Below are 15,141 nucleotides of genomic sequence, written 5' to 3' on the forward strand. Positions count from 1 at the left end.
CTGCACGGGAGGAAAGAGTGCAAACCGATATCGATCCCCGGGACCTCATCGGCCACAAGGCGGTGGACCGCAACGGAGACAAGATCGGCACGGTCGACGAGGTGTACCTCGACGACGCCACCGGCCAGCCGGAGTGGGCCGCCGTCCGGACCGGCATCTTCGGCCGGGACGCCTTCGTCCCGCTGACCACCAGCGAGTTCTCCGGCGACGAGCTGCGGGTGCCGTACGACAAGTCCCTGGTGAAGGAGTCGCCGGACTTCGGCGTGGGCCAGCACCTCTCACCGGCCCAGGAACTCCAGCTCTACCGCTACTACGGACTCGACACCCCGGCGGACGACCGCTCCGGGCCCGACGCCGACCAGCCGGCCGACCTGGACTTCGGCGCCGTCCCCCCGGCGGAGAAGCCCGCCGACGCGGCGGGGGCGGGCGCGGCCGCAGGCGTCGCGTCCACCGCCGCGGCTCCGGCCAAGCACCTCTCCTTCCACTCCGCAGACGCCGCGCCCCCCGCCGGGCCGCTCGTCTTCCACTCCGCCGACACCGCGCCCGCCAAGCACGCCACCACCCCGGCGGTCGACCTCGGCAAGCCGTCCGGACCCGCCCGGGAGACCGCCTCGGGAGCCGGCACCGCCGCCGCGCCCCGGCCGCAGACCACGGAGCCCGACACCCCGGCCGTCAACGGCGCCCCGGCCGTCGACGGCGCCCCAGTCGTCGACGGCGCCCCGGTCGACGCCGCACGGCCGGCCCCGCCCGCGCCCGGCAGCCCGGTGGAGCTCACCTGCCGCGAGGAACGGCTGGAGGTCACCACCGAGTGGCACGTCGTGGGCACCGCGAAGCTGCGCAAGTACGTCATCACCGAGGCGGTGGAGCACCGCGTCCCCGTGGTCCGCGAGCGGGTCCGGGTGGAGCGGACGCCCGTCAGCGAGGCCGAGCGCGCGCTCATCACCAACAAGGAGATCGCCGAGTCCGTCGAGGAGGTCACGCTGCGCGAGGAGCGCCCGGTGGTCCGCAAGTACCTGGCGCCCGTCGAGCGGGTCCGCCTGGTGGTCGAGCGGTACACCACCGAGGAGGTGATCCGCGACGAGCTGCGGCGCGAGCACATCGAGGTGCACGACGCCACCGCGCCCGCCCCGCCCCCCGCGACGGCGTCCGTCCACACGCCCGCACCCCCGGCGGCCCACACTCCGCACCCGGCCACAGCCGCCCGTGCGGTGGACGAACCGGCCCGCGAGGCTCCGGTCCGGCCGCTCATCTGAACCGGACATCAGCAGGACCCCGGGCCGCCGCGGCCCGGGGTCCTCGACTTTGCCAAAGCTTCACCAATCGATATTTGACACACTGAAGTATCCCCCTGCATGGTTACTTCAGTTCATTCACCATGTACAGGAGGAAGCAACCGTGAGTGAGGCACCACAGCCCACCACCACGAAGCCAAGCAGCGCCCGGGTCCTGCCGGCCCTCATCCTGGCGATGCTGTCGTTCAGCGTGGTGCAGACCGCGGTCGTTCCGATCCTGCCCTCGCTGGCCAAGGAGCTCGGCGTCTCGGGCTCCAGCATCACCTGGCTGATGACCGCCAACCTGCTCTCCGCCGCCGTGCTGACCCCCCTGCTGGGGCGCTTCGGCGACCTGCGCGGCCGCAAGCCGATGCTGCTGATCTCGCTGGCCGGCCTGGTGGCGGGGTCCGCACTCGCGGTCACCACCCACTCCTTCACCTGGCTGGTCGTCGCCCGCGTCCTCCAGGGCGCCGGCGGTGGCGTGCTGCCGCTGGCCATCAGCATCGTCCGTGACGAACTGCCCAAGCAGAAGGTCACCGGCGGCGTCGCGGCGATCAGCGCGTCGATGGGCGTCGGCAGCGGCCTCGGCCTGGTCGCCACCGGCCTGCTGCTGGAGCACTGGAGCTACAAGTCGATCTTCTGGATGGGCCTGGTCTTCGGTCTGCTCGCGGTCGCCCTGGTCGCCTTCCGGGTGCCCGCCGACCCGGTCACCGACAAGGACGGCGGCGCCGACCCGCTCGGTGCGATCACCCTGGCCGGCTGGCTCTCCGCCCTGCTGGTCGCGGTCAGCCAGGGCAACCACTGGGGCTGGACCTCCACCAAGACGCTCGGCCTGTTCGCCGTCGCCGCCGTGGTCGCCCTGATCTGGGGCGTCATCGAGGTCAAGGTCAAGCACCCGCTGGTCGACATGACGATGATGTCCCGCCCGGCCGTCGCCTTCACCAACCTGGCCGGCCTGCTGATCGGCTTCGGCATGTACGGCTCGTTCATGGTGATCAGCAACTTCGCCCAGACCCCTGAGAAGCTCGCCCACTACGGCTTCACCGCCACCGTGCTGCACGCCGGCATCATGCTGCTGCCCTCCGCGCTCGGCTCGATGGTCGCCGCCCCGCTCGGCGCCCTGCTGATCGCCCGCCGCGGCCCCCGCCTCCCGCTGGTCCTCGGTGGCGTCCTCGGCGCCGTCGCGATGGCCTACCTGGCCCTGCGGCACAGCCACGAGGCCGACATCTACACCGCCTCGGCGATCTTCGGTCTGGGCATCGGCCTCGCCTTCTCGGCGATGCCCGCCTACATCAACGGCGCCGTCCCGGTCGAGCAGAGCGGCATCGCCAACGGCATGAACGCCGTGCTGCGCACCGTCGGTGGCGCGATCGGCACCGCCGTGATGGCCGCCATCCTGACCGGCGACACCATGAAGCTGCCGATCCCGGTCTCGCTCCCCACCCTGGACGCCTACAAGCACGCGTTCTGGACCGCCGCCGCGGTCTGCGTGGTCGCCGGCGCCGTCCCCTTCCTGATCCGCAGCGTCAAGCCCGCCACCATCGTGGCCCAGGGCTCCGCGGCGAACCACGACTCCAGCCCCGAGCTGGTGAAGACCGACGCCTGACGAGGCGTCCACCCCCGCGCTCAGGGACAGGGCGCGGGGGACCGGACCCCGAACGGTCGACGAGGGCATCGCGACCGTCCGAGGCCCGGCACGGCACGCGGCCCCACCCGGATCCCCCGCCGGGTGGGGCCGCTTCGTATGTTCAGCCGTCCCCTGCCGAGCCTTCGGCCCGACCCGCCTCCCCGTCGTCGGGAGCCCCCTCGTCCCCGCGCAGCGGCAGCGGCCGGGCCGGCTCCAACGCCGGATCGTCCACCGCGAAGGTCCGCACCCGGCCCCGCCCGCTCCACGGCGTCTCGAACCGGACGGTCACCCGGCCGACGCCACTGCCCTGGACCCAGCCCGGCCCGAACCCGGCATGGCGGACGTCCTGCCCGGGCATCCAGTGCCGCACCCCGGCCGCCACCGGCTCGGGCTCCGCACCGGTCGTCTCGTCCTCGTCCGCCTCCCGCTCCGCAGACTCCTCCCGGACGGCCTGCGCGAACAGGTCCTCCTGGGTGTAGTCGGCCAGCTGCGAGACCCCGACACCGAGCAGCCGCACCCCGCCGGTGATGTCCACCTGGCCGGCCAGTCGGCGGGCCGTCTCGGTGATCACCGTCTCGTCGTCCGTCGGGCCGCGCAGCGTCTCCGAGCGGGTCAGCGTGGAGAAGTCGAACCGGCGGACCTTCAGCACCACCGTCCGGCCCGAACGCCCGGCCGCCCGCAACCGGCGCACGCACCGCGCCGCCAGCACCTCCACCTCGCGCAGCACCCGCTCCCGGTCGGCCAGGTCCACCTCGAAGGTGTCCTCCACCGAGACGGACTTGGCGTCCTGGTCGGCCACCACCGGCCGGTCGTCCAGCCCTGTCGACATCTGGAACACACCGGCGCCGTGGGCCCTGCCGAGCAACTGCACCAGCTCGGCCTCCCCCGCCTCCGCGAGATCGGCCACGGTGTTCAGACCGGCCCGGCGCAGCACCTGCTCGGTGGCCGGCCCGACACCGGGCAGGGCCCGCACCGGCATCGGCCCGAGCACCGCGCGCTCCTGGCCGGGCTCGATCAGCACCAGCCCGTCCGGCTTGGCCTGCTCGGAGGCGATCTTCGCCATCAGTTTGGACCCGGCCGCCCCGACCGAGGCGGTCAGCCCGGTGCGCCGGTGGATGTCCGCGCGCAGGTCCTCCGCCAGCGCGAGCACCAGCCGCTCCCCCGTCGCGTGGTCCGCCGCCGCCAGCGCCGGTCCGTACGGGCCGGCCTCCAGGTCGACGAACGCCTCGTCCAGGCTGAGCGGCTGCACCAGCGGCGACAGCTCGCGCAGCAGGCCCATCACTATCTCGCTCACCTGCCGGTAGGCCTCGAACCGCCCGGACAGGAACGCCGCGTTGGGGCAGAGCCGGCGCGCCTGGGCCATCGGCATCGCCGAATGCACCCCGAACTTCCGCGCCTCGTACGAAGCGGTGGAGACGACGCCACGCCCGCCCAGCCCACCGACGATCACCGGCTTTCCACGCAGGCTCGGCTTGGCCGCCTGCTCCACCGCCGCGAAGAAGGCGTCCATGTCGAGGTGGATGATGCTCGGCAGTGACCGCACTCGCCGATCATGCCGCACGGGTCCGACAGTCCGTACGAACCCGGCCGCCGCCCGTCACCCGTCGGCCGTCACCAGCCGCCGGGGAGCCTGCCAACCTGGACCGATGCCACGCTGGATCGACGCCGCCCGGGGTCAGCGCTGCCCCGCGACCGACCCCGCGTCGGCCAGTGCCTGCGGAATGCCCTGTTCCGCAGGGCCGAGGAACACCGGATCCGGCCGCAGCCAGGCGTTCAGCGCCGCTTTTCCCGCTCCCGGGATCTCCCGCAGCCCGCCGTACAGCCAGGTGGCGTCGTGCAGCTCCGGTACCCCGACCGCGTAGGAGTCGATGCCCGCCGCCTCGCAGAGCGCCAGCGCCCGCCGGACGTGGAAGTCCTGGCTGACCAGCACCGCCCGGTCAACCCCGAAGATCCGGTGCGCCCGGGTGCAGGAGTCCCAGGTCTCGAAGCCCGCGTAGTCGCCCACCACCCGCACCTGGGGCACCCCGTGCTCGACCAGGTACTGCCGCATCGCGTCGGTCTCGTCGTAGCTGTCCCGCCCGTTGTCACCGGTGACCAGGATCGCCTGGACCTTCTGCAGCCGGTACAGGTCGACCGCCGCGTCCAGTCGGTGGGCCAGATACGGCGACGGCTTGCCGTCGAAGAGCCCCGCGCCGAAGACCACCGCCACCGGTGCCGTGGGCGCGCTCTCCACCGTGCCCACCCGGTCCCCCGCCGACATCCACAGCCAGGCGCTCGGCGCCAGGGCCAACGAACAGCAGATGGTGGCGAGTTGGAAGATCCTGCGCTGGGTGCGCCGCCGCCGCAGCCGGACGCCGAGCCGCAACGCCCGCCGCCTCAGCAGACCAGGTATGCCGGAGCCGGACCGCACATGCCCTCCCTTGATCGGTTCACCAGGCACGACGAGGCCGCGGGCCCGGACGGTTCCCCGTCCGGGCCCGCGGCCTCGTCAGCTCCCGCGTCAGCCCGCGCGGTTGCGGCGCTGCGCCAGCTCGTCCGCCGGGTCCTGTCCGATCACGGTCTCACCGGTGTCCGTACGCTCGGCGTGCAGCCGCCCGAGGGACCGCTCCAGCTCCTGCCAGACCGCACCGACCGCGATGCCGAAGACACCCTGACCGCCCTTGAGCAGATCGACCACCTGCTGCGGCGTGGTGCACTCGTACACCGTCGCGCCGTCGCACATCAGCGTCAGCCCGGCCAGCCCGGTGACCTCCGGGGACTGCAGATGGGCGACCGCCACCCGGATGTTCTGCAGCGAGACACCCGCGTCCAGCAGCCTCTTCACGATCTTCAGCAGCAGGATGTCGCGGAAGCTGTACAGCCGCTGGCTGCTCGCCGGATACACCGACCGGACGCTCGGCTCCAGCAGCCCCGTCCGGGCCCAGTAGTCCAGCTGGCGGTAGGTGATCCCGGCCGCGGCACAGGCCGTCGGGCCCCGGTAGCCGATCAGCTCGGAGGTCGGCGCGAGGCGCTCGATGGCCGGCTGGCCCGGCTGTACGGCGGGGAACCGGCCCACCCGGGGCAGCTCCGGCCGGTGCAGGTCAGCCACGCTGCGAGTGGTGCGCGACATGTGCACGGCGCACAGGCCTCCCACGGCCGCTTCATCGCCGGTGCTGATCATGCCTACCTCCGTCCACTCGTCCTGCGGGCAACCCAGGCTGCGGGCGAGAGACACCCTGACAACCACTCCTGACGGTAGGCAGTCCCCTATGGCCCGTCAACGATCGCCACGCCGAGCGGGATAAACCGCGTCACTCGGGAGAGTGGTTTTTCGTGCCCCTAGTGTGGGTAAGTAGTCGCCTTTTGGCAAAATGACCGAACGCCCGCCCCGCCAGGTCTCCGCATTACTGCGGACCGCTGCCGCCGAAGTCCTCGGGCGACACCTGATCGAGGAACTCGCGGAACTTCTCGACCTCGTCCTCCTGCTCGTCCGGGATCGCGATGCCCGCCTCCGCGAGCACCTCCTCGCTCCCGTAGATCGGCGTGCCGGTCCGCAGTGCCAGCGCTATCGCGTCGGACGGCCGGGCGCTCACCTCCACCCCGCCGGCGAAGACCAGTTCGGCGTAGAACACGCCCTCCCGCAGATCGGTGATCCGCACCTCGGTGAGCTGCTGGCCGAGCGCCTCCAGGACGTCCTTGAAGAGGTCGTGCGTCAGCGGGCGCACAGGCGTCATGCCCTGCTGGGCGAAGGCGATCGCGGTCGCCTCACCGGGGCCGATCCAGATCGGCAGGTACCGATCGCCCCCGACCTCCCGCAGCAGCACGATCGGCTGGTTGGAAGGCATCTCCACCCGGACACCCACGACGTCGAGCTCATTCACACAGGCAACCCTATGGCCCTCGACCCGGATATGAAAGCGCAGAGTCGACGGCGCTGGTCAGCGCGGTGGGGCAGGCTACGAGCGGATTCGCAGGCCGGCCTGGACCATGGCCGCGTGGAGCCGCACGGAGAGCGTGGCCAGCTCCCTGGCGGTGGCCTCGGCGTGGGCCCTGGTCTGTGGGTTCCGGTGCCGCCGCAGCGGCGCCACGACCTGCTCGACCAGCGCGATCTCGCGGTCCGCGGCGGCCTTCATGGCCCGCAGGTGGCGCGGTTCCAGGCCGTACCGGCCCAGCTCCGCGACCAGCCGGGCCACCTGCAGCGCCTCGCCGTCGTAGCCGCCGTCCGGACCGGGTGCGACCAGCCCGTACGACTCCCACTCGGCCAGTTCGCCCTCGCCCGCCTCGGCGGCGGCCAGCAGCTCGGCCCGGCCGAGCCGGACCCCGGTCGAGGCCTCGGCGGCCGCCACCAGCTCGCGGTCCGCCTCCTCCATCGGCCCGGGCCTGGCGTCGGCAGGGGGCAGCGCGGGCGGGTTCTCGCCGCGCTCGATCGCGTCCAGGTGCTCGCGGATCACCCGCAGCGGCAGATAGTGGTCGCGCTGCATCCGCAGCACGTACGCCAGCCGCTCGACGTCGGCCGGACTGAACTTGCGATACCCCGAGGGTGTGCGCTGCGGCTCGACCAGGCCCTCCGCCTCCAGGAACCTGATCTTGGAAATGGTGACCTCGGGGAAGTCGTCCCGCAGGAAGGCCAGCACCGCTCCGATGCTCAGCAGCTCGTCGCCGGCGCGCCGTCGGCCACCCCCGGCCACCCGGTCCGAGTGGATCGGGCGCCTGGGGGCCGCGACCACCCCGCGCACGGTCTGGTCCGCTTGCGAACCGGACGACGCGGGGTTGGCCGCCCCGAGAGATGAAGGGGTGTTCGCACTCACTCGGGCTCCTGCCAACGTTGGGGTCAGTACCCCCGGTTATGGCCGGCGAAGAACACCAGCCGGTACTTCCCGATCTGCACCTCGTCGCCGTTGTTCAGCGACACCTCGTCGATCCGCTCCCGGTTGACGTAGGTGCCGTTGAGGCTGCCCACGTCGGCGACGCTGAAGCCGGCCGGGGTGCGGCGGAACTCCACGTGCCGCCGCGAGACCGTGACGTCGTCGAGGAAGATGTCACCCTGCGGGTGACGTCCGGCCGTGGTGATGTCCGAGTCCAGCAGGAACCGGCTGCCCGAGTTCGGGCCGCGCTGGACGATCAGCAGGGCCGAGCCCGGCGGAAGCGCGTCGATCGCCGACAGCACCTCCGCCGACAGGGCCGGCGTGGCGCCGGTGCCGGTGGTGGTGTTGGGGTCGTACGACTCCAGGCCGGAGATCGAGATGGTCGACGTGGTCTCCGCCGCCCCCTCGGGCAGCGCGCCACCGCGCAGCGCCATACCGCAGTTGGAACAGAAGCGGGCCGCAGCCGGGTTCTGGTTGCCACACCTGGGGCACGGAATGGGGCCAGCCATGTTCACAGCCTCCTGGCGCGGCACACCCGACGGGTTGTGCCCGGCATACGGGTCCGGGGCAAACCCTCCACCAGAGGTTGAGGGTCCTGACGGGAAACCTATGCGCGGGGCGCCGGAGGGGTCAACCGACGCGCCGTAGCCCGCGGAATTTCCCGCGTACTGGGCGCCGGTACCGTCCCGGAACAACGGCCGCTCGGCGTAGTCCGCCCCCTCTGGGGCGGAGCGCATGCCCGGCACGGCGGGCTCTTCGTCGGCGCGGCGGTGACGCGCGGTGGGCGCCTCGACGGCGGCCGCGTCACGGCCCTTGTTGCGACCGAACAACTTCGAGAAGAAACTCACGGGCGAATCCCCTTGCGTGTGACAGACCCGCCCGCGGGGCAGGGTGAGAACCTCGGACAGGCTGCGGGCCCGGTCATGGATCGGGCCGGCTGGAGTGGTACTCCGACGGGTGGTGTTCCGGCGTGTGCTGGTGTGGACCAGTCTCGCCCACGCGACGGCGGCCTCCCGCACCGGGGGCCGCCCGCGGGTGACGGACCGTTCGACAGGTGCCCCGTCACTTCGGAGCCGGCTTGGCGTACTGCGGTGTCTTCAGATCGACGAGAGCGTCGACGACCACCTTCTGCTGCTGGGAGATGGTCGCCCGCGCCTGATGGCTCTCCAGGGTACGGACCACACCCCCCGGGATGTTCAGCGCGGGTGTGAGGTCCTGCGGGTTCCCCACGACGGTGAACCGATAGGGCTGCGAGACCTTCTTGCCGTCGATCTGCACGCCGCCGCCGGACACGTCGGTGAAGTAGGTGTTGACCACCACACGCACATCGTTGATCTGAATCGCCTCCGCCCCCGCCGCTCGGAGTTCCTGCAGGGTGTCCAGCAGCATATCTGCCTTCACCTGCCCTTGGGGATCATCGACCGTCAGTACGATGCCCGGACCAGTGGCTTTGACGGTCCCGGCGAGCACGCCGAGCTCCGTCACCTTCTTCCTGGTCTGTTCCTGGGCCTCCTTGGCCTGGTTGGAACTGTTCTCCAACTTGGCCAGGGACTGCTCGAGCTCCGCCTTCTCCTGCTGGAGACGCTGCTGGCGGCTGTCCAGTTCGTCGAGGATACGAACAAGATCCTCCTGGCGTGCGCCACGCAGCTGGCTGTGGTGGTCGTTCGTCGAACGCACCTGGATCGCCAGCGCCAGACCGAGCGAGAACAGCAGCACCGCCACGACCAGCTGGCCGCGCGACAGGCGCGGCGGCCAGAGCGCCGCCTTCAGGCGCCGCCGGCCCGCACCGCGGTCGTCGGCGTCCGGTTCCGCCCCGGGTTCGGCCGGCTCCTCCGCCGCTCGTACCCGCTCCGCCTCGGGCGCCGTCCCGGCGGCCGGTTCCGGCCCGGGCACCGCCGCCGCCACCGGCTGCGGCGCAGGCGCGGCGGGCTCGGCCGCCGCCTCGACCTCAGCCTTGGCCTCAGGCTTCGCCGGCCGCCCCTCGGCCTCCTGCTCGGCCTGGCCGCCGTTCCCCTGGTCGGACGACCCAGACCCCGCGACGGGCCCTTCCGGAGTCCGCTCCGGCGCCTTGCCCACCGCCTTCTCAGGCCCCTCGCCGCTGCCCTCGCGCACGCCGTTTCCTGCCCTTTCGTCCATGTTCCCGTCCGCCGGCCCGCGGTCCGGCTCAGGCACGGAAGACATGGCGCCTGATCGCAGCGGCGTTCGAGAAGATGCGGATACCGAGGACGACGACCACGCCGGTGGACAGCTGCGAGCCGACGCCCAGCTGGTCCCCGAGGAAGACGATCAGCGCCGCGACCACCACGTTCGACAGGAACGAGACGATGAACACCTTGTCGTTGAAGATCCCGTCCAGCATGGCCCGGACGCCACCGAAGACGGCGTCCAGCGCCGCCACCACCGCGATCGGAAGATACGGCACGACGGCGTCGGGCACCTCGGGCTGGACGAAGAGCCCGACGACCACCCCGATCACGAGACCCAGTACGGCAATCACGGTCTAGCTGCTCCTGTCCCTGCGGAGGAGGGCGGCCCGCTTGTGGCCGCCGTGGGCGTGTGGGCTGTCGTGGTCCTGGCGGAGGTGGTCGGCGTGCGCCTGCCCGAGGGCTGCCCGCTGGGCGTGGCCTTCGACGAGGCCCCGGCGGAGGGGCTCTCCGAGCCACTGGCGGACGGTGACACACCGGCGGAGGCCGAGGAGCCGGGGGCGGCCGACGGGCTCGCCGTCGGCGCCGGCTCGGGCGTGGCCGGCTGGGCGGTCCGCAGTGTGACGCCGACCGCCGCCGGCAGGGTCAGCTTCTTCTGCGCCGAGATCGTCGACTTGATGCCGTACTTCTCCTGGAGCAGCCGCAGGTACTGGCCCGCCATATTGCCCTCGAAGGCGGTGACCAGCTTCGGACCGTCCCCGAGCGCCTGCACGTTGTACGGCGGGACCAGCGGCCGGTTGTCGACCAGCACCGCCTCGCCGGCCGCCCGGATCGCCGAGAGCGCGGTGAGCCGCTGCCCGTTGATCGACACCGCCTCCGCACCGGACTCCCAGAGGCCGTTCACCACCAGTTGAAGATCTCGGTCCCGGAGGCGGCCGCTGTTGGAGAAGCCCTGCCCGGCGCGCGGATCGACGTTCCCGCCCGCGCCGGTGCCGCTCGCGTCCTCCAGCACCAGTTTCACGCCCGGCCCGGCGACCTCCCCGAGCCCGACGGTGCCCGCCAGGTCGGCCGGATCCGTGTCCCCCGAGGCCAGCGCCTGCTGCTGCGCACTGTCGGCCTTCCGCCGCAGGTCCTGGACCTGCTGCTGGAGGTGGTCCACCGAGCCGTTGCTGTCGTTGATCCGCTGGATCAGCGCGTCGCGTTCCTTGGCCAGCGTCGGCTCGGCCTTGTGCGCGTTGACCGCGCCCACCGTCACCACGGCCCCGACCAGGGCCAGCCCGGCACCCAGCGTGAGCAGGCCCCGGGCCGTGCCCGGTATCCGGCTGTCGCGGTCACCGCCCTGCGCCGCGGCCGCCTCGGCGTAGCCCTCGTCCAGACTGTGGTCCATCACATTGGTCAGCAGGGACATCGAGGCGTCCGGACGGTTGTACCGTCCGTTACGGGCACCCGGTGTCGGCGTCGCTGGCATGCGGACCATCGTCCCATGTCGGCGGAGGATCCCGCGCACACCCCCTGACCTGCACACACGCTATAAGCGACGGATCATGACCAAGAGTGCGAAAACGGACAGCGGGGCGGTACGGGACATCCCGTACCGCCCCGCTGTCCTGACCGCGGTTCTCAGGACCCGGCCGTCACCGCCCGGCCCCGTCGACCACTGCGGCCCACTCGTCCAGCAGCGCCTCGGTCGCCGCGTCGTCCGGGCCCTCCGCCCAGAGGTGGGTGATCGCCTCGGCCGGGTCCGGCAGCACCAGCGTCCAGCGCCCGTCGGCCTCGACCACCCGCACACCGTCGGTGGTGTCGAGCCGTCGGCTACCGGCCGCCTCCACGACCGAGCGCATGACCATGCCCTTCGCCGCCCACGGCGTGGCGATGTCCCGGCGCCGGATGTGCGCCTGCGGGATCCGCGCGTCGATCTGGCTCAGCGTGAGCTGGGTCCGGGCCACCAGGCCGACCAGGCGGACGAACGCCGCCGCACCGTCCAGTACGCCGCTGAACTCCGGCACGACGAAGCCGCCGCGCCCGTCCCCGCCGAACACCGTGCCGTCGGCCGCGGCCGCCTTGGCGAGGTCGTCCGGCGAAGTCGTCGTCCAGCAGACCTGGGTGCCGTGGTACGCGGCCACCTGCTCGGCGATCCTGGTGGTCGTCACCGGGAGCGCCACCTGGCCACTGCGGCGCTCGGCCGCGACCAGGTCGAGCAGCACGAGCAGGGCCCGGTCGTCGTCGATCACCCGGCCCAGCTCGTCCACGAACGCCACCCGCTCGCCCACCGGGTCGAAGCGCACGCCGAAAGCCGCCCGGGACGACGCCACCAGCTCGCCCAGCCTGGCCAGCCCGGCCCTGCGCTCCTCCGCGTCCTCGGTGGGCCTGGACTCGTCCAGCCCGCTGGAGACGGTGAGCGCCTCCACCCCGAGCCGGCCGAGGATGCTCGGCAGAACGAGTGCGGCACTGCCGTGCGCGGTGTCCACGACCACCTTCAGTCCGGCCTCGCGAACGCCCGTGGTGTCCACCGTCCGCAGCAGATTGCCCGCGTAGGAGTCGAAGACGCTGGACGGGAAGGTCAGATCACCGATCTCCCCGGGGAACGCGCGCCGGTACTCCTGGCGTGCGTACACCCGGTCGAGCTTGCGCTGCCCGGCCTGGGAGAGGTCGGCCCCGCGTTCGTCGAAGAAGAGGATGTCGAGCGAGTCCGGCACCCCCGGCGTGGTCCGCAGGAAGATCCCGCCCGCACTCCCGCGCGCGGTGTGCTGCCGGGCCACCGGCATCGGCACGTTCTCGAGGTCACGGACGTCGATCGCGCTCGTCTGCAACGCCGAGATCATCGCCCGTTTGAGTGCACGCGCACCACGCGAGTGGTCACGCGCAATGGTGACGGTGGCCCCCTTCTTCAGGGTCGTCGCGTACGCGCCGGCCAGCCGGACGGCCAGCTCGGGCGTGATCTCGACGTTCAGGATGCCCGAGACACCGCGCACCCCGAACAGGTGCTCCTGGCCGCGGGATTCCCAGATCACCGAGGTGTTGACGACCGCACCGGCCTCGATGGTCTTGAACGGGTACACCCGGACGTTGGCCGCGATGATCGACTCCTCGCCGACCAGGCACTCGTCCCCGATCACCGCGCCGTCCTCGATCCGGGCGGCCCGCATCACATCGGTGTTCTTGCCGACCACACAGCCGCGCAGGTTGCTCTGCGGTCCGATGTAGACGTTGTCGTGGATGACCGCCCGGTGCAGGAAGGCGCCGCGCTTGACGACCACGTTGCTGCCCAGCACCGTGTGCTCGCGGATCTCCACCCCGGCTTCGACCTTGGCGTAGTCACCGATGTAGAGCGGCCCGCGCAGGACCGCCTCCGGGTCCACCTCCGCGCCTTCGGCGACCCAGACACCCGGCGAGATCTCGAACCCGTCGAGCTCGACGTCGACCTTGCCCTCCAGGACGTCCGCCTGGGCCTTGCCGTAGCTCTCGTGGGTACCCACGTCCTCCCAGTAGCCCTCGGCGACATAGCCGTAGACCGGCTTGCCCTCCTTGAGCAACTGCGGGAACACATCACTCGACCAGTCGACGGACTCCCCCGCGGCGACGTAGTCGAAGACCTCGGGCTCCATGACATAGATACCGGTGTTCACCGTGTCGGAGAAGACCTGACCCCAGGTCGGCTTCTCCAGGAACCGCTCGACCCGCCCCTCGTCGTCGGTGATCGTGATACCGAACTCCAGTGGATTCGGCACCCGGGTCAGACAGACCGTGACCAGTGCGTTCTTGCTGCGGTGAAACTCGATCAATTCCGTGAGGTTGAAGTCGGTCAACGCGTCACCGGAGATCACCAGAAAGGAGTCGTCCTTCAGCGCGTCCTCGGCGTTCTTGACACTCCCCGCAGTGCCGAGCGGCGTCTCCTCGTTGGCATATGTCAGATGCATTCCAAGCTCTTCGCCGTCACCGAAGTAGTTCTTGACCAGTGAGGCCAGGAACTGCACGGTGACGACGGTGTCAGAGAGGCCGTGCCGCTTCAGCAGCCGAAGCACATGCTCCATGATCGGCCTGTTGGCCACGGGAAGCAGCGGCTTCGGCATGCTGGAGGTCATCGGGCGGAGCCGGGTGCCTTCGCCCCCTGCCATTACAACGGCTTTCATTACGGGTGCGTCCTCCTTCGGGGTGGTGGACCTGCAGGTCCATCAAACCGTTCCAGAGGTTCTTCTACCCGGAAGATATCGTCCGACGCACCGTGTCGCCGTGGCACTTCTCTCAGATCACGTCTCAGCCTGTGGACGCGGCGCCGGCCCGGATGATCCGCCGCGCCTGAACGGCGTAAAGAATACCGGCCCACCAGTACAACGTGGTCCCCCACCAGATGAAGGCCCAGCTCACGGCCTCGGCCAGCCGCGAGATCCAGCTGTCGCCGACGCCGAGCAGGAGAAGCGGAAACGCGTACATCAGATTGAATGTCGCGGCCTTCCCCAGAAAACTCACCTGAAGCGGCCCATAACCATGCCGGTTCAGAATGGGCAGAAGCGCCAGGATAAACAGTTCACGCGCGAGCAGGATGCCCGTGACCCACCACGGCAGGATCTCACGCCAGGTCAGGCCGACCAGAGTGGAGAGGACATAGAGCCGGTCCGCCAGCGGGTCGAGCAGCTGGCCGACCCGGCTGATCTGCCCCCACCTACGGGCGAGCTTGCCGTCCAGGTAGTCGCTGATGCCACTCAGCATCAGAATCAGCAGCGCCCAGCCGTCGTTGTTCGGCCCGTCGAACACCGGCCAGAGGATCAGCCAGAGAAAGAGCGGAACACCGACCAGCCGGCCCATGCTCAGCAGGTTGGGGATGGTGAGGACGCGATCGGTCTGGACCCGCGTCTCCTGGACCTCCACCCGGGAGCCTCCTGTACCGTGTGACGACTTTTGCACATTGACCTTACAACAGAGAAGCCCCCGCCCGGTTCACCCGGCGGGGGCTTCTCTGGAATGATTGTTCGGCGGCGTCCTACTCTCCCACAGGGTCCCCCCTGCAGTACCATCGGCGCTGTGAGGCTTAGCTTCCGGGTTCGGAATGTAACCGGGCGTTTCCCTCACGCTATGACCACCGAAACACTATGAAACTGTCAACCGACCACGCACCATCGGCGTGGGGTCGTTGTTTCAGAACAACACAGTGGACGCGAGCAACTGAGGACAAGCCCTCGGCCTATTAGTACCGGTCAACTCCACCCCTCACAGGGCTTCCATATCCGGCCTATCAACCCAGTCGTCTACTGGGAGCC

Annotated in this window: 13 protein-coding genes and 2 rRNA genes; 2 read left to right on the forward strand and 13 right to left on the reverse strand. The window is 70.9% G+C overall.

The window, feature by feature from the left end; genetic code table 11:
- Positions 1–17 precede the first annotated feature (17 nt).
- Complete coding sequence (locus ACIQIB_RS05760; protein WP_400756888.1) at positions 18–1,253, forward strand: PRC and DUF2382 domain-containing protein; 1,236 nt, start codon at positions 18–20, stop codon at positions 1,251–1,253.
- Between the two features lie 142 nt (positions 1,254–1,395).
- Positions 1,396–2,877 (forward strand): MFS transporter, encoded by a 1,482-nt coding sequence (locus tag ACIQIB_RS05765; RefSeq protein WP_363609153.1) that lies wholly within the window; start codon positions 1,396–1,398, stop codon positions 2,875–2,877.
- Between the two features lie 142 nt (positions 2,878–3,019).
- On the opposite strand, the gene ACIQIB_RS05770 is transcribed toward ACIQIB_RS05765, so the two are convergent.
- From ACIQIB_RS05770 to ACIQIB_RS05830, 13 genes are all read right to left on the reverse strand, one after another.
- Complete coding sequence (locus ACIQIB_RS05770; protein ID WP_400651181.1) at positions 3,020–4,441, reverse strand: DNA polymerase IV; 1,422 nt, start codon at positions 4,439–4,441, stop codon at positions 3,020–3,022.
- A 132-nt stretch (positions 4,442–4,573) separates the two neighbouring features.
- The gene (locus tag ACIQIB_RS05775; protein WP_400756890.1) at positions 4,574–5,308 is read right to left on the reverse strand and encodes a vancomycin high temperature exclusion protein; all 735 of its coding nucleotides are present in this window, start codon (positions 5,306–5,308) and stop codon (positions 4,574–4,576) included.
- A gap of 90 nt (positions 5,309–5,398) precedes the next feature.
- A complete protein-coding gene (locus ACIQIB_RS05780; protein WP_400756892.1) occupies positions 5,399–6,058 on the reverse strand; it encodes a MerR family transcriptional regulator in 660 nt (219 codons plus the stop codon).
- 223 nt (positions 6,059–6,281) lie between these two features.
- Positions 6,282–6,758 carry a bifunctional nuclease family protein gene (locus ACIQIB_RS05785; RefSeq protein ID WP_030303568.1) on the reverse strand — a complete coding sequence of 159 codons (477 nt, stop codon included), beginning with the start codon at positions 6,756–6,758 and terminating at the stop codon, positions 6,282–6,284.
- Between the two features lie 75 nt (positions 6,759–6,833).
- Positions 6,834–7,526 carry a MerR family transcriptional regulator gene (locus ACIQIB_RS05790; protein ID WP_363609171.1) on the reverse strand — a complete coding sequence of 231 codons (693 nt, stop codon included), beginning with the start codon at positions 7,524–7,526 and terminating at the stop codon, positions 6,834–6,836.
- A 182-nt stretch (positions 7,527–7,708) separates the two neighbouring features.
- Positions 7,709–8,590, reverse strand: a complete 882-nt coding sequence (locus ACIQIB_RS05795; protein WP_400756893.1) for an FHA domain-containing protein — start codon at positions 8,588–8,590, stop codon at positions 7,709–7,711.
- Between the two features lie 214 nt (positions 8,591–8,804).
- Positions 8,805–9,854, reverse strand: a complete 1,050-nt coding sequence (locus tag ACIQIB_RS05800; RefSeq protein WP_400756894.1) for a DUF881 domain-containing protein — start codon at positions 9,852–9,854, stop codon at positions 8,805–8,807.
- 52 nt (positions 9,855–9,906) lie between these two features.
- Positions 9,907–10,239, reverse strand: a complete 333-nt coding sequence (locus ACIQIB_RS05805; RefSeq protein ID WP_030062488.1) for a small basic family protein — start codon at positions 10,237–10,239, stop codon at positions 9,907–9,909.
- Positions 10,236–11,354, reverse strand: coding sequence for a DUF881 domain-containing protein (locus tag ACIQIB_RS05810; protein WP_363609161.1), 1,119 nt, complete (start codon positions 11,352–11,354; stop codon positions 10,236–10,238). Before ACIQIB_RS05810 ends, ACIQIB_RS05805 begins: the two co-directional genes overlap by 4 nt.
- 166 nt (positions 11,355–11,520) lie before the next feature.
- On the reverse strand, positions 11,521–14,016 hold the full coding sequence (locus ACIQIB_RS05815; RefSeq protein ID WP_400756896.1) for a sugar phosphate nucleotidyltransferase: 2,496 nt from the start codon (positions 14,014–14,016) through the stop codon (positions 11,521–11,523).
- A gap of 124 nt (positions 14,017–14,140) precedes the next feature.
- Entirely contained in the window at positions 14,141–14,752 is a 612-nt protein-coding gene (locus ACIQIB_RS05820) for a CDP-alcohol phosphatidyltransferase family protein (RefSeq protein ID WP_363609165.1), read from the reverse strand.
- A 99-nt stretch (positions 14,753–14,851) separates the two neighbouring features.
- Positions 14,852–14,968 (reverse strand): 5S ribosomal RNA (rrf, locus tag ACIQIB_RS05825).
- Between the two features lie 80 nt (positions 14,969–15,048).
- A 23S ribosomal RNA gene (locus ACIQIB_RS05830) occupies positions 15,049–15,141 on the reverse strand; the annotation flags it as partial.

This window comes from Kitasatospora sp. NPDC092286 (genome assembly GCF_044755565.1).
Classification (GTDB): Bacteria; Actinomycetota; Actinomycetes; order Streptomycetales; family Streptomycetaceae; genus Kitasatospora.

What these genes read in the sequence shown, in the direction of transcription:
- ACIQIB_RS05780 (WP_400756892.1), bottom strand. Translation starts at nt 6,058, where the DNA reads ATGATCAGCACCGGCGATGAAGCGGCCGTGGGAGGCCTGTGCGCCGTG.
- ACIQIB_RS05815 (WP_400756896.1), bottom strand. Translation starts at nt 14,016, where the DNA reads ATGAAAGCCGTTGTAATGGCAGGGGGCGAAGGCACCCGGCTCCGCCCG.
- ACIQIB_RS05810 (WP_363609161.1), bottom strand. Translation starts at nt 11,354, where the DNA reads ATGCCAGCGACGCCGACACCGGGTGCCCGTAACGGACGGTACAACCGT.